Annotated in this window: 28 protein-coding genes and 1 tRNA gene; 10 read left to right on the top strand and 19 right to left on the bottom strand. The window is 67.0% G+C overall.

The window, feature by feature from the left end:
• Positions 1-37: 37 nt before the first annotated feature.
• Both BST13_RS32465 and BST13_RS39155 read left to right on the top strand, forming a co-directional pair.
• The gene (locus BST13_RS32465) at positions 38-1240 is read left to right on the top strand and encodes a benzoate/H(+) symporter BenE family transporter (protein WP_083169470.1); all 1203 of its coding nucleotides are present in this window, start codon (positions 38-40) and stop codon (positions 1238-1240) included.
• Positions 1241-1246: 6 nt separating this feature from the next.
• Positions 1247-1423 carry a hypothetical protein gene (locus BST13_RS39155; RefSeq protein ID WP_158087237.1) on the top strand — a complete coding sequence of 59 codons (177 nt, stop codon included), beginning with the start codon at positions 1247-1249 and terminating at the stop codon, positions 1421-1423.
• Between the two features lie 79 nt (positions 1424-1502).
• On the opposite strand, the gene BST13_RS32460 is transcribed toward BST13_RS39155, so the two are convergent.
• Positions 1503-1904 (bottom strand): hypothetical protein, encoded by a 402-nt coding sequence (locus tag BST13_RS32460; protein ID WP_142282887.1) that lies wholly within the window; start codon positions 1902-1904, stop codon positions 1503-1505.
• An 85-nt stretch (positions 1905-1989) separates the two neighbouring features.
• On the opposite strand from BST13_RS32460, the gene BST13_RS32455 reads away from it, so the two are divergent.
• Positions 1990-2661 carry a hypothetical protein gene (locus tag BST13_RS32455; RefSeq protein WP_083169466.1) on the top strand — a complete coding sequence of 224 codons (672 nt, stop codon included), beginning with the start codon at positions 1990-1992 and terminating at the stop codon, positions 2659-2661.
• A gap of 79 nt (positions 2662-2740) precedes the next feature.
• Here the strand turns inward: BST13_RS32455 and BST13_RS32450 are convergent, their stop codons facing one another.
• From BST13_RS32450 to BST13_RS32435, 4 genes are all read right to left on the bottom strand, one after another.
• Entirely contained in the window at positions 2741-3595 is an 855-nt protein-coding gene (locus tag BST13_RS32450) for an SDR family NAD(P)-dependent oxidoreductase (RefSeq protein ID WP_083169464.1), read from the bottom strand.
• Between the two features lie 72 nt (positions 3596-3667).
• The gene (locus BST13_RS32445) at positions 3668-4525 is read right to left on the bottom strand and encodes an aldo/keto reductase (protein ID WP_083169462.1); all 858 of its coding nucleotides are present in this window, start codon (positions 4523-4525) and stop codon (positions 3668-3670) included.
• Entirely contained in the window at positions 4522-4995 is a 474-nt protein-coding gene (locus BST13_RS32440) for a cupin domain-containing protein (protein WP_083169460.1), read from the bottom strand. Before BST13_RS32440 ends, BST13_RS32445 begins: the two co-directional genes overlap by 4 nt.
• A 28-nt stretch (positions 4996-5023) precedes the next feature.
• Positions 5024-5428, bottom strand: coding sequence for a DUF2255 family protein (locus BST13_RS32435; RefSeq protein ID WP_083169458.1), 405 nt, complete (start codon positions 5426-5428; stop codon positions 5024-5026).
• Between the two features lie 168 nt (positions 5429-5596).
• Here BST13_RS32435 and BST13_RS32430 point away from each other — a divergent pair, with 168 nt between their 5' ends.
• The 4 genes from BST13_RS32430 to BST13_RS32415 are packed head-to-tail and all read left to right on the top strand — an operon-like array spanning position 5597 to position 8743.
• Complete coding sequence (locus tag BST13_RS32430; protein WP_083169512.1) at positions 5597-6514, top strand: helix-turn-helix transcriptional regulator; 918 nt, start codon at positions 5597-5599, stop codon at positions 6512-6514.
• Between the two features lie 56 nt (positions 6515-6570).
• Positions 6571-7833 carry a hypothetical protein gene (locus tag BST13_RS32425; protein WP_245839897.1) on the top strand — a complete coding sequence of 421 codons (1263 nt, stop codon included), beginning with the start codon at positions 6571-6573 and terminating at the stop codon, positions 7831-7833.
• 35 nt (positions 7834-7868) lie between these two features.
• Positions 7869-8255: an ArsR/SmtB family transcription factor gene (locus BST13_RS32420; RefSeq protein ID WP_083169456.1), complete on the top strand. Its 387-nt coding sequence runs from the start codon at positions 7869-7871 to the stop codon at positions 8253-8255.
• Complete coding sequence (locus BST13_RS32415) at positions 8252-8743, top strand: SRPBCC family protein (protein WP_083169454.1); 492 nt, start codon at positions 8252-8254, stop codon at positions 8741-8743. The genes BST13_RS32420 and BST13_RS32415 overlap by 4 nt, the downstream gene beginning before the upstream one ends.
• Before the next feature lie 133 nt (positions 8744-8876).
• On the opposite strand, the gene BST13_RS32410 is transcribed toward BST13_RS32415, so the two are convergent.
• Positions 8877-9383, bottom strand: a complete 507-nt coding sequence (locus BST13_RS32410) for a hypothetical protein (RefSeq protein WP_083169452.1) — start codon at positions 9381-9383, stop codon at positions 8877-8879.
• Positions 9384-9401: 18 nt separating this feature from the next.
• On the opposite strand from BST13_RS32410, the gene BST13_RS39150 reads away from it, so the two are divergent.
• Together BST13_RS39150 and BST13_RS32405 are read left to right on the top strand one after the other, a co-directional pair.
• Positions 9402-9689, top strand: coding sequence for a hypothetical protein (locus BST13_RS39150; RefSeq protein WP_158087236.1), 288 nt, complete (start codon positions 9402-9404; stop codon positions 9687-9689).
• Positions 9682-10779 carry a GGDEF domain-containing protein gene (locus tag BST13_RS32405; protein ID WP_158087235.1) on the top strand — a complete coding sequence of 366 codons (1098 nt, stop codon included), beginning with the start codon at positions 9682-9684 and terminating at the stop codon, positions 10777-10779. Before BST13_RS39150 ends, BST13_RS32405 begins: the two co-directional genes overlap by 8 nt.
• 71 nt (positions 10780-10850) lie before the next feature.
• On the opposite strand, the gene BST13_RS32400 is transcribed toward BST13_RS32405, so the two are convergent.
• The 4 genes from BST13_RS32400 to BST13_RS32385 all read right to left on the bottom strand — a co-directional run bounded on the left by BST13_RS32400 (position 10851) and on the right by BST13_RS32385 (position 14067).
• Positions 10851-10927: transfer RNA gene (locus tag BST13_RS32400), tRNA-Pro, on the bottom strand.
• Positions 10928-11004: 77 nt separating this feature from the next.
• Positions 11005-11787, bottom strand: coding sequence for a nitrilase-related carbon-nitrogen hydrolase (locus tag BST13_RS32395; RefSeq protein WP_158087234.1), 783 nt, complete (start codon positions 11785-11787; stop codon positions 11005-11007).
• Between the two features lie 4 nt (positions 11788-11791).
• On the bottom strand, positions 11792-13168 hold the full coding sequence (locus tag BST13_RS32390; RefSeq protein WP_083169446.1) for an APC family permease: 1377 nt from the start codon (positions 13166-13168) through the stop codon (positions 11792-11794).
• 11 nt (positions 13169-13179) lie between these two features.
• Positions 13180-14067: a carbon-nitrogen hydrolase family protein gene (locus tag BST13_RS32385; protein ID WP_083169444.1), complete on the bottom strand. Its 888-nt coding sequence runs from the start codon at positions 14065-14067 to the stop codon at positions 13180-13182.
• A gap of 101 nt (positions 14068-14168) precedes the next feature.
• Here BST13_RS32385 and BST13_RS32380 point away from each other — a divergent pair, with 101 nt between their 5' ends.
• Positions 14169-14918: a FadR/GntR family transcriptional regulator gene (locus BST13_RS32380; RefSeq protein ID WP_083169442.1), complete on the top strand. Its 750-nt coding sequence runs from the start codon at positions 14169-14171 to the stop codon at positions 14916-14918.
• Between the two features lies 1 nt (position 14919).
• Here the strand turns inward: BST13_RS32380 and BST13_RS32375 are convergent, their stop codons facing one another.
• The 9 genes from BST13_RS32375 to BST13_RS32335 all read right to left on the bottom strand — a co-directional run bounded on the left by BST13_RS32375 (position 14920) and on the right by BST13_RS32335 (position 24648).
• On the bottom strand, positions 14920-15687 hold the full coding sequence (locus tag BST13_RS32375; protein WP_425437081.1) for a sulfite exporter TauE/SafE family protein: 768 nt from the start codon (positions 15685-15687) through the stop codon (positions 14920-14922).
• An 88-nt stretch (positions 15688-15775) separates the two neighbouring features.
• Positions 15776-17194: a ribosome biogenesis GTPase Der gene (gene der / locus BST13_RS32370; protein WP_083169438.1), complete on the bottom strand. Its 1419-nt coding sequence runs from the start codon at positions 17192-17194 to the stop codon at positions 15776-15778.
• Complete coding sequence (cmk, locus tag BST13_RS32365; protein WP_083169436.1) at positions 17191-17877, bottom strand: (d)CMP kinase; 687 nt, start codon at positions 17875-17877, stop codon at positions 17191-17193. Before cmk ends, der begins: the two co-directional genes overlap by 4 nt.
• Complete coding sequence (locus BST13_RS32360) at positions 17874-18617, bottom strand: pseudouridine synthase (protein ID WP_083169434.1); 744 nt, start codon at positions 18615-18617, stop codon at positions 17874-17876. Before BST13_RS32360 ends, cmk begins: the two co-directional genes overlap by 4 nt.
• A 1-nt stretch (position 18618) precedes the next feature.
• Positions 18619-19332, bottom strand: a complete 714-nt coding sequence (scpB, locus tag BST13_RS32355; RefSeq protein ID WP_083169432.1) for an SMC-Scp complex subunit ScpB — start codon at positions 19330-19332, stop codon at positions 18619-18621.
• Between the two features lie 6 nt (positions 19333-19338).
• Positions 19339-20157 (bottom strand): segregation/condensation protein A, encoded by an 819-nt coding sequence (locus BST13_RS32350; protein WP_170064365.1) that lies wholly within the window; start codon positions 20155-20157, stop codon positions 19339-19341.
• A gap of 41 nt (positions 20158-20198) precedes the next feature.
• Positions 20199-21068 carry a ParA family protein gene (locus BST13_RS32345; RefSeq protein WP_083169428.1) on the bottom strand — a complete coding sequence of 290 codons (870 nt, stop codon included), beginning with the start codon at positions 21066-21068 and terminating at the stop codon, positions 20199-20201.
• 128 nt (positions 21069-21196) lie between these two features.
• Positions 21197-23503, bottom strand: coding sequence for an MMPL family transporter (locus BST13_RS32340; protein WP_083169426.1), 2307 nt, complete (start codon positions 23501-23503; stop codon positions 21197-21199).
• Positions 23500-24648 (bottom strand): flavin-containing monooxygenase, encoded by a 1149-nt coding sequence (locus BST13_RS32335; RefSeq protein ID WP_083169424.1) that lies wholly within the window; start codon positions 24646-24648, stop codon positions 23500-23502. The genes BST13_RS32340 and BST13_RS32335 overlap by 4 nt, the downstream gene beginning before the upstream one ends.
• Between the last annotated feature and the right edge of the window lie 3 nt (positions 24649-24651).

Raw genomic sequence — 24651 nt, 5'->3', positions numbered from 1 at the left:
TCTACAGAACGTTCCGTAATCAGAACGGAGGGCGTGGATGGAACAGGACGTCTCGAAAGCGGTCCCGATCAGTGCCGGCGTGGTGTGCGCGCTGGTGGGCTTCACGTCTTCGTTCGCAGTGGTACTCGCGGGATTGCGGGCGGCGGGCGCAAATCCGCAGCAGGCTGCCTCTGGCCTGGTGGCGGTGAGTTTGGCGATGGGCGCGGCATCGATGCTGTTGTCGTGGCGGTTCCGGATGCCGATCACCAGTGCATGGTCGACGCCCGGCGCGGCACTGCTGGTCACGACCGGTGCGGTGGCGGGCGGCTGGCCCGCCGCCGTCGGCGCGTTCGCGCTCACGGCGGTGCTGCTGTTGGCCACGGGCCTCTGGCCGGCGCTCGCGCGCCTGGTCACCCGCATCCCCAACCCCGTCGCGCAGGCGATGCTCGCCGGCGTCCTGCTCCCGCTCTGCGTTGCTCCGGTTACCGCGTTGGCCCACGATCCGGGTGCGATCGCGCCGGTGCTGGTGGTGTGGCTGATCGTGCTCGCGCTCCGACCCCGCTGGGCGGTACCGGCCGCGTTCGGCGCCGCCCTGGTGGTGATCGCGGTGACGCTGGTCCGAAACCACGCCCTGCCCGCAGCCACTGCATGGATCCCCCACCTGCAGATCACGGCGCCCAGCCTGACCGTGCAGGCACTCACCGGCATCGCTCTGCCTCTGTACATCGTGACCATGGCAGCGCAGAACATCCCCGGCGTCGCAGTCATGGCAGGTTTCGGTTACCACGTCCCGTGGCGCCCAGCGCTGACAGTGACCGGCATCGGTTCATTGCTGGCGACCCCGTTCGGCGGACACGCCGTCAACCTGGCCGCGATCAGCGCCGCGTTGGCAGCCGCACCGGACGCCGATCCCAATCCCAGGCGCCGCTGGATCGCCGGGTTCACGACAGGGGCGGTGTACTGCGGGCTCGGTCTGGTCTCCACCGGACTGACAGCGGCTGTTCTCGCAGCCCCGGACGGGGTCGTACAGGCCGTTGCGGGAGTGGCGCTGCTCAGCGCTTTCGCCGGAGCCTGCACGGGAGCGATGGCCGACGAATCGGTGCGACTCCCCGCAGCGGTGACACTTGTCGTCGCAGCCTCGGGGACGACGGTGGCCGGCGTCGGTGCGGCGTTCTGGGCGCTGGTGATCGGTGTCATCGCACACCGACTGCTCAGGCCTGCGCCCGAACCCGCTCCTGAACCGTCGGCGCCGGGGCGGTAGGTCCCTGTGGCTCCGATAGTCGGAGCGGCGATCATCCTGTCCGCGTTGTACGAACGGCCAGGGTTTCTCGGCGGCGGTCACCTCGACCTTCCACCACTGGTCGTGTTCGTCCTGGTGCTAGTCGGCATCGCCGTCCGCGAAGTGTGGAGCCGGATCCTGGCCCCTTGGTTCGTCCGGCGATAAGCGAGGAATCTCACCGGCGGTCATCGCAGCCGTGCGACGACAGAACGCGGTTGTACCCTGATCGGGTTCGTGTCCCGACTCACCGGCCGCGCCACGTCACGGTGCCGCACATGACACACATCGAACCGAAGGGGCAGCCCCTGCCACGCCGGTGAATCGGCACCGTCCCCGCCGCCCAAGGAAAGAGGCCGCCGCCCTTCGGTACCTGGCCCTGTGGCGGCGAGAAGTCGAGGACGCCGAACGCCTCGACCGCGTAGTCCACTCTCGCACCGGATGTCCCTGCTGCGAGTGGCGGATCGAGCAGGATCCCCGAGCGCGACTGGAAGCCCTCCTCCACCGCGGTGGCAAGCACGCCCACCAACTCCGGGTAGAGGTGCACCGGCTCGACGAGCGCTTCCGCGCGGTCACGGTTGAACGTGGTGCATGGGCTTCCGCTCCCTGGTGGCGTCGCCGGAAACCACGGGACTGACCACGTTGACAACGGCCTGCGGATCCAGCCGGTCAGCTGATGGTCCGAGACGAAATCAGCGCACGGGTACCCGATGCGTCTCGTTTAGGCTCAGACGATGACGCCCGGTGAGCCTTCGCCGTATGGACCTGTCGCACGCAACGGCGACCACGCCCCGCCGTGGCAGGCACAGCAGCCCCTCCCAGGAACCTTTGCCGGGCACAGCATCCCGCCGTCTGTCAACCCGTGGCCGACTCCCCTGCCTGCGCCGGCCAAGCCGCCGCCGAGGAAACTCTGGTACGCCATCGCCGCGGCGCTGGCGCTGGTCGGGATCGCCCTTGTCGCAACAGGCGTTGGGCTGCTCGCACATACCGCGGACTCCCTGCCTGGCGACGCCAGCGAGTTCCAAAGCGGAGAGTCCACCACCGTCGCTCTTGAGCCGGGGGTCACCCAGACCGTATTCGTGCACACCGAGTCGGCTGATCACTCGGTCCGCTGCCAGTTCCATGACAAGTCCGGCGGCACCGCCATCGACACCTACCAGGGCACCCTGACCATCAACGGCTGGCAGGCCGCCCTCACCGTCAGCGCCAAAGAGTCCGGGAAGTATGCCATTCGGTGCTCCGGCGAAGCGTCCGACCGTTTCCGCATCGGCGAAAATCCCGGGGCGGGAGGGATTTTCGGCGGTGTCGCAGGCATCATCGTCGGCGGCGGTCTGATCGGGATCAGCATCATCGCCGCTGTTGTGGTCGCTCTGCTGCGGCGCCGACGCCCACGGGCCGGCCCCTGAGTCACCCGGGCTGTCCACTCCCCTAATTACATGTTTCACAACATGTTTCATGACATTCCGACAGTTCGAGCCGAGTGTGCTACGCGGTGATGTTGGCGCTGTCTCCCGCGGTGGCCGCGAAACTGGTGCCGGTGACCATCCGCGCCTCCTCCGAGGCGAGGAACACGACCAGCGGTGCGACGTCCTCGGGCTCCACCCAGGGCACGCCGAGCGGTAGCTTCTTGCACTGCGCGGCCGCCGCGGTCTGCTCGTCCTTCTGGACATCACCAGTAGGTTCATTCCCACCGCTGCGGATGATCTGGGCGTAGCGGTCCTCGTGCCGAGTGAGTGCGGTGTTGATGAGCCCGGGAACCAGCGCGTTGACCGTGATCCCGTACTGCCCGAGTTCTAACGCCGCCGACTTCATCAGACCGATCAGCCCCCACTTCGACGCCGAGTATCCACTGCCGTCGAGGGTTCCGTGCTGGCCCTGAGTGGATGAGGTGATGATGATGCGCCCGCCGCCGCGCTCGATCAGCAGCGGGGCGGCGACGCGCAATACGTTGGCGGTGCCGGTGAGGTTGATGTCGATCTGGTCGTGCCAGAGCTCGTCGCTCATCTCCAGCAACGGGGCGAAGCCCTGGACGCCGGCGTTGGCGAACACGACGTCGACGCCGCCGAAGCGGTCCACCACCTTCGCGAATCCTTCACGCACGGCGGACATGTCGCGCTGATCGAACACCACGGGCAGCCACTGCCCGCCGGCTTCCTCCACAAGTTCCCCGGTCCGTGCGAGATCCTCGGGGGTGGCCGGCGCGTAGTCCATCGCTGAGCTGGCGAGCGCCGCGATATCAGCACCGGCGATCCGATAGCCGGCCCGCGCGAACGCGATTGCGGTGGCCCGGCCTATTCCGCGTGCGGCCCCGGTGATGACGACGACTCGGTGGTCATCCATGGTGTGCTCCCTTTCCGTTCACGAGCCAGCTGACCGCTTCGCCCGGAACAGGTTGGCGTGGGCGAAGTTTCGCTACTTTCCGCGGTAGACGGGGAACACGCTGGCGTCGCCGTAGTCCCGGGCGTGCAGGTTGCGCAGCGCGTTCATGTCCGAATCCGAGACCACGAAGTCAACCTGCGCGTTGGAGCGCATGTGCTCGGGATTGGCGGTCTTCGGCAGCGACACAGTGCCCAGCTGCAGGGTGTAGCGGATGCACAGTTGCGGCACGCTCACGCCGTACTTCTCGGCCATCGCTGCGACGTCGGGGTTGTTGAGGATTTCCCCGTGTGCGATCGGCGAATACGCCTCGACGAGGATGTTCCTGCCGTCGCAGTAGGCCAGGAGATCAGTCGGGGTGTTACCCGCGTGCACGAGCAACTGGTTCACGTGGGGCGTAACGGTGCCGCTCGACAGGATGTTCTCCAGGTCGTGTTGCTCGAAGTTCGACACCCCGATCGCTCGGAGTTTGCCTGCGCTGTGGGCGTCCTCGAGTGCGCGCCAGGCCTGGCGGTTGCCCTCGGCGTAGTCACCACCGCGGAAGTCGTTCCACGGCTGTGGGCTGTGGATGAGCATCAGGTCGACGTAGTCGAGCTTGAGCTTCGCCAGCGACCCGTCGATCGCGGCGACCGCCTGGTCGTAGTCCTTGATCTCGGCGGCCAGTTTGGTCGATACGAAGAGGTCCTCACGTGGGGTGCCCGAGGTGTGGATGCCCTCGCCGACGCCGCGTTCGTTGCCGTAGGCCTGCGCGGTATCTATGTTGCGGTAGCCGATCTCGACGGCGTCACGCACGGCGGCGGCGGCCTTGTCGTCGGCGATGAGCCAGGTCCCCAACCCCAGTTTCGGAATCTCGACGCCGTTGGACAGGGTGTAGGTCTCGGTCAGGATGCTCATGCGTTATCTCCAATCTTCGGCAGTCGGCCGTACACATCGTCGGTGACGGGCTCGAGCCATTCGTTGCTGACGTCCGCGCCGGGCGTGATGAAGGCGACGTGGGAGAACCATGAGTCGGCCTTCGCGCCGTGCCAGTGCTTCGTGCCGGCAGGCACCCGGATCACCGTTCCCGGTTCCAGGCTGACGGGGTCCGTGCCGTCGGCCTGGTACCAGCCGCTGCCTGCCGTGCACAGCAGGATCTGGTCACCACCGCCTCCGGTCCCGTGATGGATGTGCCAGTTGTTGCGGCAACCAGGCTCGAAGGACACGTTGCTCACCGGAACACTCCCGGAGACGAGTGGGGCCAGGTAGCTCTGCCCGAGAAAGTACTGTGCATAGGCGTCATTGGGCTCCCCGAGTGGGAAGATCTGGTCGAAATCGCCGGGGGTGTGCCGCCCTCCGGTCCAGCCGGGGTTCTGATGGTCGGTCATCGCTCGTTTCCTCTGTCCGGGGCTGTGGTCAGTGCTGCGGATCGACACGCAACGTGGCGGCGACGGCCTTGTCGGCCAACATCGGCCGCAGATAACTGTCGCCGTAACGGGCGTACTTCGCGCGGTAGGCGCCGTCTACTGCCGGGCCAACATCCTGCCCAGCAGGGGCGAAGGTGACGTCCATCTGCTGCCCGCCAGTCCAGATCGACCCGGCGGGATGTGCCACGGCGTGCCGGTACCAGGCACCCTCACCGCCGTGGTACGAGCGGACATACAGCTCGCCGTCGACCACGACGGCCCAGATCAGGACATACCCACGCAGGGAACCGTCAATCCGGCGGGTGCTGATCTCGATCTCCCCGGCGGAGCGGAACCGGTCGAGAACGCCTGGGGGCCAAGCCTGCGCGGAAGCAGTCGGGGTCGGGTCGGACATCTGGGCTCCTCATGGTGAAGTGCGGGGACGGCGCCGAGTGGCACGCGCACAACTCGTCACCTCATTCAGACAACCCCTTTCAGCCTCTGTGTGGCAGGTCGAGTCAGAGGGGGTACAAACAGGACCCCCTTCGTTGCGACGGCTGGTCGTACCGTCGGATGTGTGAACATCAGCGGCACCCCGGACCGCGCCGACATCCGTGACTTCCTGGCCACCCGCCGCGCCCGGATCACCCCGGATCAAGTCGGGCTCCCTGCGGGCGGGACTCAACGGCGCGTTCCCGGCCTGCGACGCGAGGAAGTCGCCGTACTCGCCGGGGTGAGCACCGATTGGTACACCCGCCTGGAGAAGGGACACATCAGGGGCGTATCCGATGACGTGCTGGCAGCCGTCGCCCGCGCCCTACTGCTGGACGACGCCGAAACGGCCCACCTATTCCATCTGGCTCGCGCCGCCAAACCCACGCGGACCCCGCGCCGTCGCACTCCTGCGCGGCTCCCCGAGAGCCTGCAGCAACTCCTCGATGCGATGACAGGGGCAGCGGCGTTCATCCGCAACGGCCGACTCGACATCGTCGCCAGCAACGCTCTCGGTCGGGCGCTGTACGCACCGGTGCTCGACGAGCCTGCGTGGAGAGCCAACATTGCCCGGTTCAACTTCCTCGACGAGCGTGCCGCCGACTTCTTCCCGGACTATGGGGGTTCGATGGACACCACCGTCGCGCTGTTGCGTACCGAGGCGGGCCGCGACCCCTACAACAAGGATCTCACTGACCTCGTCGGCGAACTCGCCACCCGCAGCGAGGATTTCCGCAGCCGCTGGGGCGCTCACAATGTGCGTAACCACAACACCGGGCTCAAACACTTCAACCATCCCATCGTCGGCCCGATCGACCTCGCCTACGACTCGCTCGACGTTCGCTCAACCGGCGATGACCGACTGGTGCTCACCGGATACACCGCGCCTGCCGGCAGCGCGGCCGACGAGAAGCTGCGAATGCTCGCCAGCTGGTCGGCCGTCCGCTCGGAAGAACCGGGCTCGCGCACAACTGAGCACGAAGGGGTCGACGAGCCGTCCGACATCTGATCCCGCGGGCCGGGGATATGCACATATCGCTGAGCCACGCTTTGACAATGGTTTTCATGATCGATAAGCGTGATGCCATGCGCCTTGAACACACGATCTCCGCGGTGGCCGCGGCTGTCCTGCTCACCGCCTGCGGTTCCGGTACGGAGCAGTCGGCACCGTCGTCCGCGGGTGAGGCCGCCGCCGGCGGCACTGTCGAACAGCGGCGGCCAACACCGCGCCTGGCCGTTACCTACGACGGCGGGGTGATGATCCTGGATGCCACCACCCTGGAGCAGATCGCCGACCTGCCCGCAAGCGGCTACCTGAGGGTCAAGGCGGCCGGCGACAACCGCCACGTGATGCTCGCCGACGGTGACGGCTTCACCGTGCTCGACACCGGGACCTGGGCGAAGGAGCACGGCGACCACGCACACTTCCAGACCGCGCCGCCGAAGCTGACCGACATCCGCATCACCGCGCCCGAGCCGGGCCACGTGGTCACGCACGACGGCATCACCGCCCTGTTCTCCGATGGCGCCGGCACCGTCACCTCAATCCCCAGTAACCGGATTGGCGACCAGTCAGCCCCGCAGTCGGTGTACACCGCGCCACATCCGCACCACGGCGTCGCGGTACCGCGCGCCGACGGATCGTTGGTGATCACCACCGGTGACGAAACCGTTCGTACCGGAGTGCAGATCCTCGATGCGCAGCAGCGACAGATCGCCGACAGCACCGAATGCCCGGGCGTCCACGGTGAGGGTGCTGCGCAGGACGCCGTCGTCTTCGGTTGTGAGAACGGCGTTCTGGTGGTGCGCGGAAACCAGATCACAAAGGTTCCAGCCCCCACGCCGGGCTACGCCAGGATCGGCAATGTGGCTGCGACGCAGGCACATCCGGTGGTACTCGGCGACTACAAGGTAGACAAGGCCGCCAAGCTCGAGCGCCCCACCCGAGTCAGCCTCATCGATACCCGCACCAACTCGGTTCGCCTGGTCGACCTCCCCGCCTCATACAGCTTCCGTTCCCTCGCTCGCGGACAGTTCGGCGAGATGATCGTGCTGGGCACCGACGGGCGGCTCCGCTTCCTCAACCCCGACACCGGCGCCGTGATCGGTGAGCTCGCGGTGACGGAGCCGTGGGTCGAGTCGACCACCTGGCAGGACCCTCGACCAGCGGTGAGCACGCTCGGCTCAGTGGCCTACGTGACCGACCCCGCGACCAGGACGGTGACCGCAATCGACATCCCGACCCGGACGGTGCTGAGGAAAGCGACCGTTACGCAGGTACCCGACGAGACGGCAGGCGCGACCGGGGCGCAAATGGCACACCAGTGAGGTCAGATGCGTAACCGATCGGTTACATTGTTTGAGTGAGCGTGTTCCCCGCCATCGCGGACCCGGTACGCCGCCGGATCTTGCTCCTGCTGCGTGGCCGGCCCCTGCCCGCCGGTGAGGTCGCCGCCCAGTTCGGGATCAGTCGCCCTGCAGTGAGCCGGCATCTGCGGGTGCTTCGGGAGGCCGGCCTCGTCGAGGTGGATGCGGACTCCTCCGATGGCCGTGAGCGCACCTACCGGCTCCGGCTGGAGGCCCTCGGCGAGGTCGATTCCTGGCTTCGGGAGCTTCGTGGACCCGCCCGCGCGGCCGAACTGCTGGCCGGCGCGGCACTGGACACCGAAGTGCGTCGCGCCCGCAGGGAACGCGAACATGCAGCATCCGGCGGCAGCGTCGACCGCACCGAACGAAAGGGAACTGCATGACTGTCAACGGAACTGGGCGCATTCAGCGCAGCGAGACCGGTCGGGATCTGATCCTGGAGCGGCGCTTCAACGCCACTGTCGAGGACGTATGGGCGTCGATCACCGAATCCGATCGCACCGCCCGCTGGTTCGGATCGTGGACCGGACAGGCCGGCGTCGGCAACACGATCACCGTGCGCCTGGGGTTCGAAGACGAGATCCCGGAGAGCGAGATGACGATCGTGGCCTGCGATCCACCGCATCACCTTGCGTTGACCGCGGTGGACGAGTACGGCAGCTGGCATCTGGAGGCGCGGATCCGGGCCGACGGTGCCGGCGCGGTCCTGGTGTTCACCCACCACCTCGGAGAAACCGACGACGCCAGCCAGGCGGGGCCCGGGTGGGAGTACTACCTGGACAACCTGGTGGCAGCGGAGACGGGTGCCGGCGCGCCGGACTTCGCCGACTACTACCCGGCGTTGGCGGAGTACTACCGCTCTGCCGCCTGACCGGTGCCCTTCTGCCGCCTCACATCGACGACGGAGGCTGCTTTCCCTGCGACTCAGGTGTATTCGGCTCGGGCGAATTGCCATGCTGCCCAGTCGAATACGAATGCCTCAGGGAATTCTCGTCCGGGTACAGTCACCGCGGTGCCTGGCGCGTATAGCCGCACGGCGCCTCGGGCGGTGAGTTCAGCTCCGTGCACGCCGACAACACGGTCTCGAACGTCGGGCCGACGCCGGGGCCGATGACGGGCAGCGGGCCGGCCGGGTGCTCGGCCACGTACCCGACACGAGACGGCGGCTCGGGAGTGACGAAGGTGAAGCGGGCGATACAGAACTTCCCGTCGTCGCCCTGGCGGCGGGCTGGATCCTCCTCGTACCGCACGTGCAGCGTGGCCGTCGCCCTTGCACCATATCCGGTCAGTGAGACCACGTCGAGCTGAGCGCCGTCGCGGACGCCGGCGAACAGGCCTCTCCCCCGGCACTTTCCGCCCGGCAGCACGTCGAAGCTGTCGGTGTAGGCGAAGGTGACGTCAACCGGTCCGCTGTACGGCCGCGGTGCGGTTGCGGTGCCGGCGATCGGCAGCGCGCAACCCGTGAGACCGACAGCTGATGCGGCGGTGAGCATGATCCACGGCGTGGCCATGGCTGGACGGTACCGCCGATGACGCCGTTCGTCCGCTGCGTGCACCTAATCCCGGTACGGAGAATTTGGCTGCACCATGAGCGCATCCTGACAGCGGGATACGACAACCGGCTGGCTCTGAGCGGCGGCGTTAGCTGGCGCGCCGATGCACAGTGTGTGGACGTTGATAGAACTGTGCCGACGATCTCATCACGGCAACAACACGAGAATGTGCCGAATCTTCCCTATGGGATACATTTCCGGCGTTTACGTGACAACTTGTTCCAGGAAAACCGGCATGGTGAAGACGGAGAATTGGTTGAGTAGGGCCGAGTTCAAGTTTGCTACTGATGCTCTGCGTGACGGCCGTTTCATGCGCGCCTTCTGCCTGGTGACGGCGCTGGGCTGTTTCGCACTGGCGGGGTTGGGCATCATCGTGCAGTTCAACCCGGCGGGGCCGGCCGGTGTCGCATCGCGATCGGTACAGGCCGTGGCGGCGATCTCCGGTGCCGTGATCGGGTGCCGGTGGTTACGACGGCCCTGGCCGCGGTACGAGGCCGCGGTCGCCTTCGTGGTGTGGGCCGACATCACCGTGGCCGCCGTCGCGGCGACCATGTCCACCACCGAGGCGCGTCTGTGCACCACGCTGTACCTCGGCATCACGGGAGTCTTCGTCGGATTCCTGCTCGGGGCGCGACTGCTGGCGGTGCACTGCGCCTTCGGCGCCATGCTGATCGCCGGCATCACTGGCTGGGCCGTCCGTGTACGGCACGACAGCCTCTGGGGTCTGTACACGATCTACATGCCAGCACTGATGTGGGTGGTACTGGTGCCACTGACCGGCTGCGTCCTCATCGAGAGCGGTCGCCGTGCGGTCACCCAAGTCGCACAGTCGGCCCACCGTGATCAGCTGACCGGGCTGCGCAACCGTCGCGGCATGCACGCGGCCGTGCGTCGAATCGTGTCGGGAAGGACGCCGCCGGCCAATCTGGTGGTGGCCGTCTGCGACATCGACCGATTCAAGCGGCTCAACGACGACGCGGGCCACGCGGCCGGCGACGTGGCGCTGATTGCGATGGCGGGGCGGCTGCGGTCCATCGCCCGCCCCGGGGAGATCGCCGCGCGGCTCGGTGGTGACGAGCTGGCGCTGGTGACGATGATCGATGAACCCGGCGGCATGGTGGAACTGCTGGATCGGCTCGCTGTACTCACCCGTATCGAGGTCGGTGACCGGACACTGTCCGTGAGCGTCGGTGTGGCGTCGATTGCGGCGACGGAGCCGCACTTCTCCCTCGATCAGGTGATCCGTCACGCCGATTCCGCGATGTACGAGGTGAAGCGGTCCGGTGGCGGGGCGTGCGCGGTGCATCGGCGGGAGACCGACGGCACCGTTCAGGGCTTCCTCGCCGGTTCATAGGGCTTTTCTGGCCGGACGGACAGCAGCCGACCATCAAAAAACTCGCTCGGCTACGCCGGCGAGTTTCTTGATGGTCGGGCTGACAGGATTTGAACCTGCGACCACTTGACCCCCAGTCAAGTGCGCTACCAAGCTGCGCCACAGCCCGTGGTGCATTCCGGATCTCTCCGGCAGCGGTCGAAAGCCTACCGCAGCCGCCCGCTGTTTCCGTAATCGCCCCACCTGTCACAGATCGACGGTCAGCGCGTGAGGGTCGGCCTGCCGCTGGCGTTCGGTCAGAGACGCGTCAACCGTCACCGTGACCAGCGCGGGAGCGTCGCCGAGAGTCGCCAGCACGGTTCCGTCGGGCGCCACGGCCAGGCTGTGTCCGGTGGAGACCGGCGCCGCCTGGGTGACGGCGGCGACATGGCAGATGTTCTCGATCGCGCGGGCAGCAGCGAGCGTCGACCATTGCGTGACCTTGCCCGGCCCGGGCACCCAGGACGACAGCACCGCGAGAACTGTCGCACCCGCGCGCGCCTGGCGCCGGCTGATCTCCGGGAAGCGGAGCTCGTAGCAGGTCTGGAGGCCGAAGAGGGTAGAGCCGACGCGGATCACCGACGGATCAGTGACGTCGCCGGCACTGATGTATGTCGACTCGCTGAACACCCCGACGTCGTAGAGCAGCGCCTTGCGGTGCCGGCCGAGAAACGCCCCGGACGCACTCCAGGCGGCCAGGGTGTTGAACGGCCGCGTGGGGTCGTCCGGATTGTCCTCGACCAACCCGGCCACGACGGCGATGCCGAGCCGGGCGGCCAGTGCCGCCAAAGACGAACCGAACGGCCCGTCAAGCGGCTCGGCCACTTCAGCGAAACTGCCGTCCACGACTGGCTTTTCATACATCGAATATTCGGGGAACAGCACCACCTCGGCGCCGTCGGCCCGTGCCGCCGTGGCGGCAGAGGCGATCTGCTCGAGGTTGGCGGCGATGTCGGTGCCCGAACCGATCTGCGCCAGTGCGACTTTCACGTACTCACTGTGCCGCAGGTTCGGCGATATCGATCTCCGCTTCGTCGACTGCGATCTCCGGTGGCAGCTCCTTGAACCCGTGACTGGTCACGGCCAGCACCACGATGCCGATGCCCAGCCAGCTCAGCCCGAGGATGATCGCCCGGTTGTCGAGTTGCATCAACAGATACGACGTGATGACCGCGCCGATCGCCGGCGCCACGACGTAGAGCAGCGGGTTGTGCACGACACCCGCGGCGCGCTGGCGGAAGTAGTAGACGATTACCGACACGTTCACGAGGGTGAACGCGACGAACGCACCGAAATTGATGAACGACGTCGACGTCGCGACGTCGAGAAACACCGCCAGCAGACCCACCACGCCGACCATCACCAGATTGACCGCCGGGGTGCGGAACTTCGCGCTGATCTTGCCGAACACCGCTCGCGGCAGGGTTCCGTCGCGACCCATTGCGAACAGCAGACGCGACGCCGAGGCCTGCGCGGCGATCCCGGAAGCGAACTGCGCCAGGATCAAGCCGGCGAGGAACACCGCCCCGAACAGGTTGCCGCCGATCTGTTTGGCGATCTCCAGCGCCGCCGACGATGAATCGCTGAATTCCCCTCCGGGATGGACCAATTGGGTCGTGTAGGCGACAAGCAGAAAGATCGAACCACCGATCAGCGCGATCAGCATGATGGCGCGCGGCATGTTCTTACGAGGTTCGACGGCCTCCTCGGTGAATGTGGTGACCGCGTCGAAACCCAGGAAACAGTAGGCGGCGATGGCGGCACCGGCGGTCACTCCCCCGATGCTCGCGCCGATCCCGGTGAACGGGCTCGCACTGACCAGACCACCGGCACCGTCATTACGGAACACCGAGGCGACCGACAGCGCCACGAACAACACGATGACCAACAGCTGGAAGGCCATCAGCAGGTAGTTGGCCTTGTCGGCGACCTTGATCCCGATGACGTTGAGCGCAGTGGTGATCAGGATGAAGCCGACGACCCACAGCCAGCCCGGCACCGCGGGAAACTGCGCCTCCAGGTACGCCGCCCCGATCAGCCAGATGACCATGGGCAGGAACAGGTAATCGAGCAGCACCGCCCAGCCGGTGAGGAATCCGATGCGGGTGTCGATGGTGCGCCGCACGTAGGTGTAGGCCGAACCCGATACCGGGTAGGCGGCCGCCATCCGGCCGTAGCTGGATGCCGTGAACAGCATGGCCGCCAACGCGATCAGGTAGGCCGACGCCGAGGCGCCCGCCGTCGCAGCGGCGACCACACCGAAGATGCCGAGCACGATCAGCGGCGTCATGTACGCCAGGCCGAACAGCACCAGCGAACGCAACCCGAGGGCACGCACCAAAGTTGGTTGCCCTGCGGCTGTTTGGGTCATTGCGGTGCCTTTCAGTCGGCGTGATTCGAGGGTGACCAGCGCTGCGGATCGATGCGCCCGTCGTACAGCGGGAGCGGTATCGGGCGGTCGGACGGCCCGAACTGATCCCACATCCGGTTGGTTCCGGCGGTGCCGCGTTCGCGTACCGCGGCGACGGCTCCGAAGTCGATGTGCTGATAGAACACCTCAGGTGATTCATCCGGACTTTCCTGCAGCACAGCGCCTTCGGGATCGACCAGGATGCTGCGCCCCATGCCGACGGGCCCGGCGCAGTTGACGCTGACCGTGAACACCTGGTTCACAATCGAATTCGCCCGGGCCAGCACCAATTCCTGGAAGCGGTCCGGGGTGGTGGTCTTGACGACGTTGACGATCACGTCGGCGCCCATCCAGGCGAGGTGGCGGCTCAATTCGGGGAACCAGGCGTCGTAGCAGATGGACATGCCGAGGCGGCCAACGTCGGGGATGTCGACGGTGACGAAGGCGTCCCCCGGCGTGAACTTCTCGTACGGGCGCCACGGGAAGATCTTGCGGTAGGACGCCGCCAAGCGGCCGTCGGGAGCGAAAACCGGTGCGGTGTTGAACAATTCGCCGTTGTCTCCGAGCTCCAGCACCGAGCCGGGCACCAGCCACGCGTCAGCGGCACGGGCGACCTCGCCCAGTGCCGCGATCAGCGGACCGTCCAGCGGTTCGGCGGCCTTGGCGAGGGTTTCGGCGTCGTCGGTGCCGAACAGGTGGATCTCGGGATAGACAATCAACGCCGGGCCCGTCACCTGTTCGCGGACACGCACGACGTCGGCCGCGAACTCGGTGACGGTGTCGGTTCTGCCGAACACCGGCAGGCCTTCCATCGCCAGCGGTGTCGCCTGAACCGCAGCGACTGTGATCGATCCGGGCACCGGGACCTCCGAGAAAGTTAATAGCTCACAATGAGCGAATTGAGGACCGATATTAGTTCAGGATGAACAAATAAGGCAATAGGTCCCGTACTCTCAATGTCATGACGTTGCAGGCCGGGGACACCCACCCGGCGTTGAGCGCTCCCGCGGTCGCGGGCATCACCCGCCTCAGTGCGGCCGACACAGTGCGGGCACGGCTCGAATTGGCCATGGAGTTGGAACTCATGGCCGCCGGGGACAAGCTGCCCGCCGAACCCGACATCGCCGAGGCACTCGACGTCAGTGTCGCCACGGTTCGCCGTGCCCTGCAGTCGATGGCCGACGAGGGCCTGGTGGTCCGTCGACGCGGGCGGGCCGGCGGCACCTTCGTCGCCCGCAGCGGCACCGGGGTGAGCCCCGGATCCGACCGTCCGTCGGCCACCTTTCGCGCCGACGCCGCCGAGGTGCACCGCCTGATCGACTTGCGCGCGTTGGCCGAGGACGCGCTCAGCGCTGCCGCGGCCCATGCTGCCACCGACGAGGAGATCGACGCGCTGTCGGCCATCGTCGCCGAGGCCGCCGCGACGACGGACTGGACCAGCTATCACCACGCCGATCAGCGGTTCCACGAATCAGTAGCGGCGGCAAGCCATCTCGACTGGGCGATGAACACCTACTGCGATGTGCTGCACGGCCTGTACCGCTACTTCATCCCGTACCCGATCAGCTATCTGCACAAGGTCAACCTCGAACATGCCCAGCTGGTTGATGCCTTGCGACACCGCGACAGCCGGGCGGCTTCCGAGATCGCCCGCAACCACGTCCTGACCCTGCACAAGACGATGTACGTCGGCCTGCGGCAGCCGAACTAGGTCAGACGGTCAGCAGCCGGTAGAGCCCGATCAGTCCCACGACGACGATCACACCCCGCAGCGCGTTCGGCGACAGCCTGCGTCCGTAGTGCGCGCCGAGGAATCCGCCGATGAGAGACCCCACCGCGATCAGACCCGCCGCGGTCCAGCTGATCCGGTCGAACGCGACGATCGTGTAGGCGACCGCGGCCACGATGTTCACCAGCAGCGACAACAGATTCTTGGCGGCGTTCATCCGCTGGATCGACTCGGGCAGCAGTGCGCCCATCACCGCGATCAGCAGAATGCCCTGTGCGGCAGTGAAATATCCGCCGTAGATGCCCACGGCGAAAGTTCCCAGAACCAGCGCGACCATCCGTCGCGGGCTGACGTGGTCGGCGGACTGCCCGGACTCCTCGGCCCGCCGCCGCGCCCACGCTTGGATGCGGGGACCGACCACGACCAAGACCAGCGCCAGGATCAGCAGCACCGGCACCACCTGGACGAAGACCTTCTCCGGCAGGTGCAACAACAGCCACGAACCGAGTCCGGCGCCGATCAGCGAGCCGGGAATCTGCCATCGCAGCCGGTTCCACTGCCCGCGGAGTTCGCGGCGGTAGCCCCAGGTGCCGGAAACGCCACCGGCGACGAGGCCGATGGCGTTGGACATCGTCGCGGTCACCGGCGGAAAGCCCAGCGTCACCAACGTGGGAAAGGTGATCAGCGTGCCCGATCCGACGATGGCGTTGATCGCGCCCGCCCCGACTCCAGCCAAGGCAATCAAGATCATGTGGGTGACAGACACTCGGGCCACCCTATCGGCCCGACTTGTGGAGTCTCAGCCGCACCCGGTACGGCCAAGACTCCACGAGTCACGGCTAGCGGCGCTTGGGAGCGCCCCTCTTCTCGCGGACCCGCACGTTGATCCGAATCGGGCTGCCCTCGAAACCGAACGTCTCACGCAGCCGGCGCTCCAGGAACCGGCGATAACCGGCCTCCAGGAACCCTGAGGTGAACAACACGAACGTCGGTGGCCGGGTCGCGGCCTGGGTGGCGAACAGGATCCGCGGCTGCTTGCCACCGCGCACCGGCGGCGGCGTCGCGGCGATCACCTCCTTGAGGAAGGTGTTGAGCTGGCCGGTCGAGATGCGCATATCCCAGGAGGCCAGCGAGGTCTCCAGCGCAGGCACCAGCTTCTGCACCGCTCGGCCGGTCTTGGCGGAGATGTTCACCCGCGGCGCCCACTGCACCTGCGCCAGTTGCCGCTCGATCTCGCGGTCCAACTCGTAGCGCCGGTCCTCATCGACCAGGTCCCATTTGTTGAACACCAGCACCAGCGCACGGCCCGCTTCGATGACCATCGACAGCACCCGCTGGTCCTGCTCGGTGAGCGGCTGGGATCCGTCGATCAGGACCATCACCACTTCGGCGGCGTCAATCGCACCGTGGGTGCGCACCGAGGCGTAGAACTCGTGACCGCTGGCCTGCCCGACCTTACGACGCAACCCGGCAGTGTCGATGAAGCGCCAGACCTTGCCGCCCAGTTCGATCAGCGAGTCGACGGGATCGACCGTGGTGCCCGCCACGTCGTGCACCACCGACCGCTCGTCACCGGCCAGCCGGTTGAGCAGTGAGCTCTTCCCGACGTTGGGCTTACCGACGAGCGCGACGCGCCGCGGCCCGCCGCCCCCGCCGGACAGTTCCGACACCTCGGGCAGTTTGGCCATCACCTCATCGAGCAGATCGGCGACCCCGCGCCCGTGCATGGCGCTGATCGGGTGAGGTTCCCCGATGCCCAGCGACCACAACGCCGCAGCGTCGGCCTCACCGCGTTCGGTGTCAACCTTGTTGGCCGCCAAGAAAACCGGCTTGCCGGACTTGCGCAGCAACCGGGCCGCGGCCTCGTCGGCAGCGGTCGCCCCGACCACCGCGTCGACCACCAGGATGATGGCGTCGGCCGTACGCATCGCGACCTGTGCCTGGTCGGCCACGAGCTGTTGCAGCCCCTTGGCGTCGGGTTCCCATCCCCCGGTGTCCTGCACCATGAATCGCCGGCCCAGCCAGTTGGCGTCATAGGACACCCGGTCTCTGGTGACGCCGGGGATGTCCTGCACGACGGCTTCGCGCCGGCCGAGGATCCGGTTCACCAGGGTGGACTTGCCGACATTCGGCCGGCCCACCACCGCAACCACAGGGGGTGGCGCCGCGGCTTCCTCGATCGCTTCGGCGACCTCGGCCGCACCGAGTTCCCAGTCGCTTTCGTCAGCCCACGTTCCGTCGGAGGATTCCGAGCTCATCGTCGCACTCCTGCATGCTGGGTCACGAGCTCCAAAAGGTGTGTGACCACTTGGCTTTCATCCATGTCGCTGGTGTCGACCACCAGCGCGTCATCGGCCGCGCGCAACGGTGAGACCGCCCGCGTGGAATCGAGATGATCCCGCCGCTGCACATCGGCCAGCACGGTCGCATAGTCGTCGGGCAACCCGCCCGCGATGTTCTGCGCGTTACGCCGCCGCGCCCGCACTTCGGCAGAGGCTGTCAGGAAGATCTTCACGTCCGCATCCGGCAGCACAACTGTGCCGATATCGCGCCCCTCCACCACAACTCGGCCACCGCCGGCCGCCAGGGCACGCTGCAGGTCCACGAGCCGGGTCCGCACCGACGGCACCGCCGACACCGCCGACACGGCCCGCGTCACCTCGTCACCGCGGATCTCGGTCGAGACGTCCTCGCCGGCGAGGTACGCCCGGTCTTCCTCGGGATCCGACCCCACCCCGACTTCCGCGTCGGCAGCCACCTCTTCGATGGCAGGCACGTCGGTGAGGTCGACGCCTGCGCGCAGCACCGCCAGCGTGACGATCCGGTACATCGCCCCGGTGTCGAGATACCGCGCACCCAGGGCACGCGCCAAACCCCTTGACACCGAAGACTTTCCGGTTCCTGCCGGACCGTCGACCGTTACCACCAATGACCCGCTCACAAACCCACCGCCTGATAAAGCTCGCCGACCTCTTTGCGGCTGAGCGCTCGGATACTGCCCGGACGCTGATCACCCAGCGACACTGTGCCGATCTCGGTGCGCACCAGTTCCTGCACCGGGTAATCCACCGCGGCCAGCAGCCGCCGCACGATCCGGTTGCGTCCCTCGTGCAGGACCACCTTCACCATGGTCTTGCCCGGCAAGGTGTCGACCACCGCGAAATCGTCGACATGAGCCGGACCGTCCTCCAATTCGATACCGGCCCGCAGCTTCTTGCCCAGCCCGCGCGGCACCGTGCCGAGCACGGTCGCGACGTAGGTCTTGGGCACCTCGTAGGACGGGTGCATGAGCCGATGGGCCAGCTCTCCGTCGTTGGTCAAGAGCAACAGACCCTCGGTGTCCGCATCCAGCCGGCCCACATGGAACAGCTTCTGGTTACCGCGAACCCGGTGCTCTACCAGATCGCCCACACACGGACGGCCCCGGTCATCGGACATCGTCGAGTGCATGCCGCGGGGTTTGTTGATCGCCAGATACACCAGGGTGTCGTCGAGCACGATCCGGGACCCGTCCACCCGGATCTCCGCGACGGCAGGATCCACGCGCGTGCCCAGCTCGGTGACGACCCGGCCGTCGACCTCGACGCGGCCGTCGGTGATCATGCGCTCGGCGACCCGGCGGGACGCAATTCCAGCTTGAGACAACACTTTCTGCAGTCGCACACCTTCAGGTTCAGCCATGTCAGTCCTTGTCCACGTCGAAAGTCTGCGGCTGATCGCTCTTCGGCGAACCACCACCCAGTTTGGCGAATCTCGGTTCGTCGCCGAGTGTTTCGCTCAGATCGTCGATCACGTCGACATCGGGCAGCAGCGGCGCGATGTCGGGCAGATCGGTCAATGAGCTCAGTCCCAGCCGCTCCAGGAACAGCTCGGTGGTGGCGAACGCCGTCGCGCCGGTGTCTGGATCGGTACCGGCCTCGGTGATCAACCCGCGCGCCAGCAGTGTCCGCATCACCGCGTCGACGTTGACGCCACGTACCGCGCTCACCCTGGCCCGTGTCACCGGTTGCCGGTAAGCCACGACCGCGAGGGTCTCCAGGGCGGCGCGGGTCAGTTTGGACCGCGCCCCATCCAGCAGCAGCCGCTCCACGTACGGGGCGTAGCGGGCCCGGGTGTACATCCGCCAGCCGCCGCCGGCCTCCCGCAGGTCGATGCCGCTGTCCCGGGCGGTGAACTCCTCGGACATCAACCGCAGCTTGGCCGCGATGCGATACGCCGGCTGTTCGGTGGCGCTGGCCAGTGCGTCGATGGTCACCGGAGTGTCGACGACCAGCAGCAGCGCCTCCAGCACCGAACCCAGTTCGCCGTCGTCGAGTTCGGGGACGGCGGCGACGTCGACATCCGGGTCCACTCCCAGGTCGACGCCAGGATCGCCGCCGGCAATCTCGTCAGTCATCGTTCTCTATTCTTCCGCGTCAGCGGTTGCCAGGTGTTCGCTGGTCGGCCGATCCCCGGTCCACGAAACCTGGAGCACACCAAGCGGTTCTGATTGCTCGAATGCTACCGCCCTGGCCCGGAACAGCTCGAGCAGCGCCAGGAACCGTCCGACGATCTCGATGCCCGCCGAACAATCCGCCACCAGCTCGGTGAAGGTGGCCCACTCGCCGATCCCGCGCTGTTCGAGCAGGTCCAAAAGACGATGCGCCTGTTCGGGCACCGACACCTTGGGCGCGTGGATATGGTCGGTGCCGACCGTGGGCACCGGACGCGGGGTGAACGCGGCGGCTGCGATGGTGGCGAACTTCTCGGCGTCCACTCCGAGCATCACCTCGGGCAGCAGGTCCGAATACCGGTCTTCCAGCGACACCGCACGTGGGTAGCTGCGCAGCGCGGCCGCCTCGAGTTCGGCGAACATCTCGGCGACATGCTTGAACGCCCGGTATTGCAGCAACCGGGCGAACAGCAGATCCCGGACCTCGAGCAGGGCCAGATCCTCTTCGTCGTGCACCTCACCGGCCGGCAGCAGGCGAGCTGCCTTGAGGTCCAGCAGTGTGGCCGCGATCACGAGGAAGGCGGTGGTCTCGTCGAGCTCGAGGCGCGCGCCGATCTCCTTGGTATAGGCGATGAAATCGTCGGTCACCTGGTGCAACGCCACTTCGGTGACGTCGAGGCGGTGAGCGAAGATCAGTTGCAGCAGCAGGTCGAACGGGCCCTCGAAGTTGTTCAGCCGGACCTGGAACCGGCTCGGCTGGCTCTCGCCCGAAGCGTCGGCCGGTGCCACGGCCGCGGCGGCATCGGTTACCTCGGTGCTCTCGACATCCTTCACACGCCGAACCGATGAATGACTTCGGCGGCCAGCGATCGATACGCCTGTGCGCCGCCGGACTTCGGTGCCCACGTGGTGATCGGCTCGCCGGCAACGCTGGTCTCGGGGAATCGGACTGTGCGGGTGATGACGGTGTCGAATACCAAGTCGCCGAATCGCTCGACCACACGGGCCATCACCTCGCGGGCGTTGACTGTGCGGGGGTCATACCGGGTGACGAGGATCCCGCTGATCCGCAGCCGGGGGTTGAGGCGGTCGTGCACCTTGTCCACGGTGTCGGTGAGCAGCGCCAGACCGCGCAGCGAGAAGTACTCGCATTCGGTGGGGATGATCACACCATCCGCACAGGCCAGGCCGTTGACGGTGAGCAAACCCAGCGACGGCTGGCAGTCGATGAGCACATAGTCGTAGCGGTCCAGTACCGGATACAGCGCCCGCGCCAGCGACTGCTCGCGGCCCACCTCGTTGACGAGCTGGATCTCGGCGGCCGACAGGTCGATGTTGCTGGGGACCAGGTCGAGGCCGCTGACCCGGGTTTTGATGAGCACCTGGTCGATGGATACGCGCGGCTCGACCAGCAGGTTGTGCACGGTGTGGTCGAGTTCGTAGTGCGGCACGCCCAGGCCCGCCGACAGCGCGCCCTGCGGGTCGAGATCCACCAGCAGGACCCGGCGGCCGTATTCGGCCAGGCTGGCGCCCAGGTTGATGGTCGAGGTGGTCTTGCCGACGCCGCCCTTCTGGTTACACATCGCGATGACCTTGGCCGGACCGTGGCTGGTGCGGGGCAGTGGCTCGGGAATGGTGCGCGACGGCCGTCCGGTCAGGCCCAGCTCAGGTAGTGGGTCGTGTCCGTCGCCGTCGGTCACTTCGGCTCCTCACGCAAGCGCTGTGTGCGCGGCCACCACAGGCCGGGCAACCCACACTTGGCGAACATCCGGGCAAGTTTAACGTTGCGACGCCTCAGTTCCGGGTCGACCCGCGGTCAACGTGCGGATCAAGCCTGCACCGGCTCGGCCGGCCGGTCGGAGTCCTCAGCCCGGTGGCGCCCTTTCGCAGAGCTGCCACCGCCCTCCTCACTGATGCCGATGCGCTGGTGCAGCCGAACCAACGGGCCCGGCGCCCACCAGTTCACCCCGCCCATGACATGCATGAACGCCGGTACCAGTATCAGCCGGACGAGCGTCGCGTCCATCAATACGGCAATGGTGAGCCCGACACCGAACATCCGCATGAACGAGACTTGCGCGGCCATCAGGGCAGCGAAGGAGATCGACATGATGACCGCTGCGGCGGTGATCACACGCCCCGTATGGGCCAGTCCCTTGGCAACGGCCTCGTCGGTACGCACCCGTGCGGATTCCAGGGCTTGCCCGCCGTCCGGATGACCGGAGGCCAGCCAGTACTCCCGAATCCGCGAGATGAGGAACACCTCGTAGTCCATGGACAGCCCGAAGGTGATGCAGAACAGCAGGACGGGCATGTTGGCGGCCAGGGTCCCGGTGGCCGTGGTTCCCAGCGCGCCGAGATGGCCGTCCTGGAAGATCCACACCAGCGCACCGAACGCGGCCGTGAGGGACAGCACGTTGAGCACCAATGTCTTGAGCGGCAGCACGACACTGCCGGTCAGGAGGAACAACAGCACAAAGCTCGTCACCGCGATGAGGGCCAGCACCTTCGGCAGCCCCGAGGTGACCGCAGCGACGATGTCCCGGTTGATCGCAGCGGTGCCGGTCAACAAGGCACCGCGGCCACCCGGCCCCGGCACCGCGTGGAGCCGATCGAGTTGGGTGGTGGAGGCGTCGGAGAACAGTGGCGCCGTGCTGGCCACGGTCAGATAGGTCGTCCCGTCGGTCGTAGTGCCCTCGGCGCCGGGACCCACCTGATGGCCACCCTTGAACGTCCCGACGGGCGACGAGACCCAGGACACATCGGCGACGGAGGACAGCGCGGAGGCATAGCGGCCAAGTTCGGCGGGGCTGACACCGGTGACATGCGGCACCACGACGCTGATGTTGTTGGCCGAATCGGTGGCGAAGTCGGTCCTTAGCTGGTCTCCCACCTGACGGGCCGTGGTCGACGTGGGCAGTACGCGGTCGTCGGGGAAACCCCACCGCACCCCGAGGAACGGTGCGCCGAGCGCCAACAGCAGCGCGGTGACGACGAGACCGACGGGCACCGCCCGGCGAATGATCGCCTTGGTGCTGCGGTACCAGAACATCTGCTCGACGGGCAGGGGCACGGGATCGGGCCGCCTAAGGATCCGCCGCACCAGCCGGCGGACATCGAGTGCGTCCAGCCTGGCGCCGAGCAGCGCGATGGCCGCGGGTGTGACGACGAGGGCCGCGCACGCCGCGAAGGCCACCACCGCTACGCCGGCGTAGGCGAACGATTTGAGGAAGTACATCGGGAACAACGCCATCGGCAGCATCGACAGACCGACGATCAGCGCCGAGAACATCACCGTGCGCCCGGCCGTCGACATGGTCCGCAGCAACGCGTCGTCGCGGGAATGTCCGTCGACCAATTCGTCGCGGTATCTGCTCAACAGCAGCAGCGTGTAGTCGATGGCCAACGCCAACCCCATCGCGACCGCGAGGTTGAGCGCGAAGATCGACACGTCGGTGATGAACGTGATGGCCCGCAGCACGGCCATGGCCCCGAAGATGGCCATCGCCCCGACGGCCAGTGGCAGCACCGCCGCGACCAGCCCACCGAACACCCAGACCAGCACCAGGAAGCTCATGGGTATCGCGATGGACTCCATCAGCGTCAGGTCGTTCTCGGTCTGCTCGTTGATCTGTGCGTACACGGTTGCCGAGCCGCCCGCCCGCACCGTGACACCGTCACGGTCGTGGGCGAGTTGGTCGGTCAGTTCTTTGGCATAGGTCGGCGCGTTGGTCTCGCCCCCGCTGAGTCCTGCGACGATCAATGCGGTCTTGCCGTCGGTGCTGGTGAACTGGGCGGCGTTCTGCGGCGCGGTGTTCCACGGTGATTCCACATGGGCGACGTAGGGAGATTCCTTGAGCCGCGCGGTGATATCGGTTCCTACTGCCCTGGCCCGGGTACTGTCGATTCCCTTTGGGTCGCTCACCGTGACGAGGAACTGCATGTCGGGCTGGTGGAACGTGTCGGCCAACACGGCCGAGGCCCACGATGATTCGGAACCGGGGTCCCGGAATCCCCCGCCGGACAGGTGCTTTGCCACCGGGACACCGAACACCGCGCAGCCGAGCATCACCAGCAGCGCGACCGCGATGACTCGCCGGGGTGCCGCCATGGCGAGCCGGGTGACGCGCGTCATGGCGTGAGCGACGGTGCCCGGTCGAGTTCGTCGGCGATCTCCTTGGCGACCTGTACGGACTGCTTGGCGACGAACGAGATGAGCCCGGGTCGCGACAGGAAGCCGACGAACCGCAACCCGGGTGCGGCAGCCACCGGCCCGGTCGCGCACGGCAGCCCGTGCTCGTCCAACACGCCGAGATGGCCGACCATCGGTTCCAGGCCCCGGTGGTATCCGGTCGCACAGATCACCACGTCGGGTTGCAGAAGCTGCCCATCGATGAGCCGAACCGCATCCTCACTGAAGGATTCGATGGTGGGCACGACCTCGAAGCGGCGGGCACGGATGGCGTGGATCACCTCGCGGTCGACGATCACCGGCGCCCGGCCGAGTCGCTTGCCGCGGGCGAACACGCCTTCGCGCGGTGTGGGTAGGCCGAATTCGGACAGATCGCCTACGTCGACCCGCAGCGCCACCCGGGAGACGGCATCAGCCAACCACAGTGGCGCGTCGTAGAGCGGATTGGCGATGTAGTCCGACGGGAATCCGCCGGGCAGCGCGCGTAACAGGATGTGCGGTGGGGTGCGCACAGCCAGCCAGGCCTGCGCCGCTCCCCCGGTGGCGACATCGTGCACGATCTCCATCGCCGACGACCCGGCCCCCACCACCAGCACCCGTTTCCCGATGTACAGCTTGGGGTTTCGGTAGGTAGCCGAGTGCAGCACAGTTCCCCGGTACGAATCCATGCCGGGCCATTCCGGGATCTTCGGCGTGTGCTCGTAGCCGGTGGCCACGACGATCTGCGGGGCACTGATATCCCCCGACGAGGTGGCCAGCACCCAGTTGCCCGCGATCCTGTCGATCCTGGCCACACACGTGCTGAGCATCAGGTCGACGCCGTCCTCGTGCGCGTGATGGTCCAGGTGCGCGACGACTTGATCGCGGGTCGGGAAGATCGCCGTGCCCTTGGGGAACGGCCGGTTGGGCATGTGCGACGTCTGCCGACCGGTGTTGAGCTTCAGCCGGTCGTACCGCCCCTTCCAGGACGACCCGACATGGTCGGCCCGGTCGATCAAAAGCGGGCGTAAACCCCTGTCGCTCAAGCTCAGAGCCGCGGCGACACCCGAGGGTCCCGCACCGATGACGACAACCTGATGTTCGCGCACAGC

It is taken from the genome of Mycobacterium aquaticum, assembly GCF_002086485.1.
Lineage (GTDB): Bacteria > Actinomycetota > Actinomycetes > Mycobacteriales > Mycobacteriaceae > Mycobacterium > Mycobacterium aquaticum.
The sequence above is the reverse complement of the archived record's forward strand: the minus strand, read 5'-3'. Positions and strand labels throughout refer to the sequence as shown.

Coding starts and splice junctions, on each gene's coding strand:
- BST13_RS32465 (WP_083169470.1), top strand. CDS start 38: ATGGAACAGGACGTCTCGAAAGCGGTCCCGATCAGTGCCGGCGTGGTG.
- BST13_RS32455 (WP_083169466.1), top strand. CDS start 1,990: ATGACGCCCGGTGAGCCTTCGCCGTATGGACCTGTCGCACGCAACGGC.
- BST13_RS32450 (WP_083169464.1), bottom strand. CDS start 3,595: ATGGATGACCACCGAGTCGTCGTCATCACCGGGGCCGCACGCGGAATA.
- BST13_RS32445 (WP_083169462.1), bottom strand. CDS start 4,525: ATGAGCATCCTGACCGAGACCTACACCCTGTCCAACGGCGTCGAGATT.
- BST13_RS32440 (WP_083169460.1), bottom strand. CDS start 4,995: ATGACCGACCATCAGAACCCCGGCTGGACCGGAGGGCGGCACACCCCC.
- BST13_RS32435 (WP_083169458.1), bottom strand. CDS start 5,428: ATGTCCGACCCGACCCCGACTGCTTCCGCGCAGGCTTGGCCCCCAGGC.
- BST13_RS32425 (WP_245839897.1), top strand. CDS start 6,571: ATGATCGATAAGCGTGATGCCATGCGCCTTGAACACACGATCTCCGCG.
- BST13_RS32415 (WP_083169454.1), top strand. CDS start 8,252: ATGACTGTCAACGGAACTGGGCGCATTCAGCGCAGCGAGACCGGTCGG.
- BST13_RS32410 (WP_083169452.1), bottom strand. CDS start 9,383: ATGGCCACGCCGTGGATCATGCTCACCGCCGCATCAGCTGTCGGTCTC.
- BST13_RS39150 (WP_158087236.1), top strand. CDS start 9,402: ATGACGCCGTTCGTCCGCTGCGTGCACCTAATCCCGGTACGGAGAATT.
- BST13_RS32390 (WP_083169446.1), bottom strand. CDS start 13,168: ATGACCCAAACAGCCGCAGGGCAACCAACTTTGGTGCGTGCCCTCGGG.
- BST13_RS32380 (WP_083169442.1), top strand. CDS start 14,169: ATGACGTTGCAGGCCGGGGACACCCACCCGGCGTTGAGCGCTCCCGCG.
- BST13_RS32375 (WP_425437081.1), bottom strand. CDS start 15,687: ATGATCTTGATTGCCTTGGCTGGAGTCGGGGCGGGCGCGATCAACGCC.
- der (WP_083169438.1), bottom strand. CDS start 17,194: ATGAGCTCGGAATCCTCCGACGGAACGTGGGCTGACGAAAGCGACTGG.
- BST13_RS32360 (WP_083169434.1), bottom strand. CDS start 18,617: ATGGCTGAACCTGAAGGTGTGCGACTGCAGAAAGTGTTGTCTCAAGCT.
- scpB (WP_083169432.1), bottom strand. CDS start 19,332: ATGACTGACGAGATTGCCGGCGGCGATCCTGGCGTCGACCTGGGAGTG.
- BST13_RS32340 (WP_083169426.1), bottom strand. CDS start 23,503: ATGACGCGCGTCACCCGGCTCGCCATGGCGGCACCCCGGCGAGTCATC.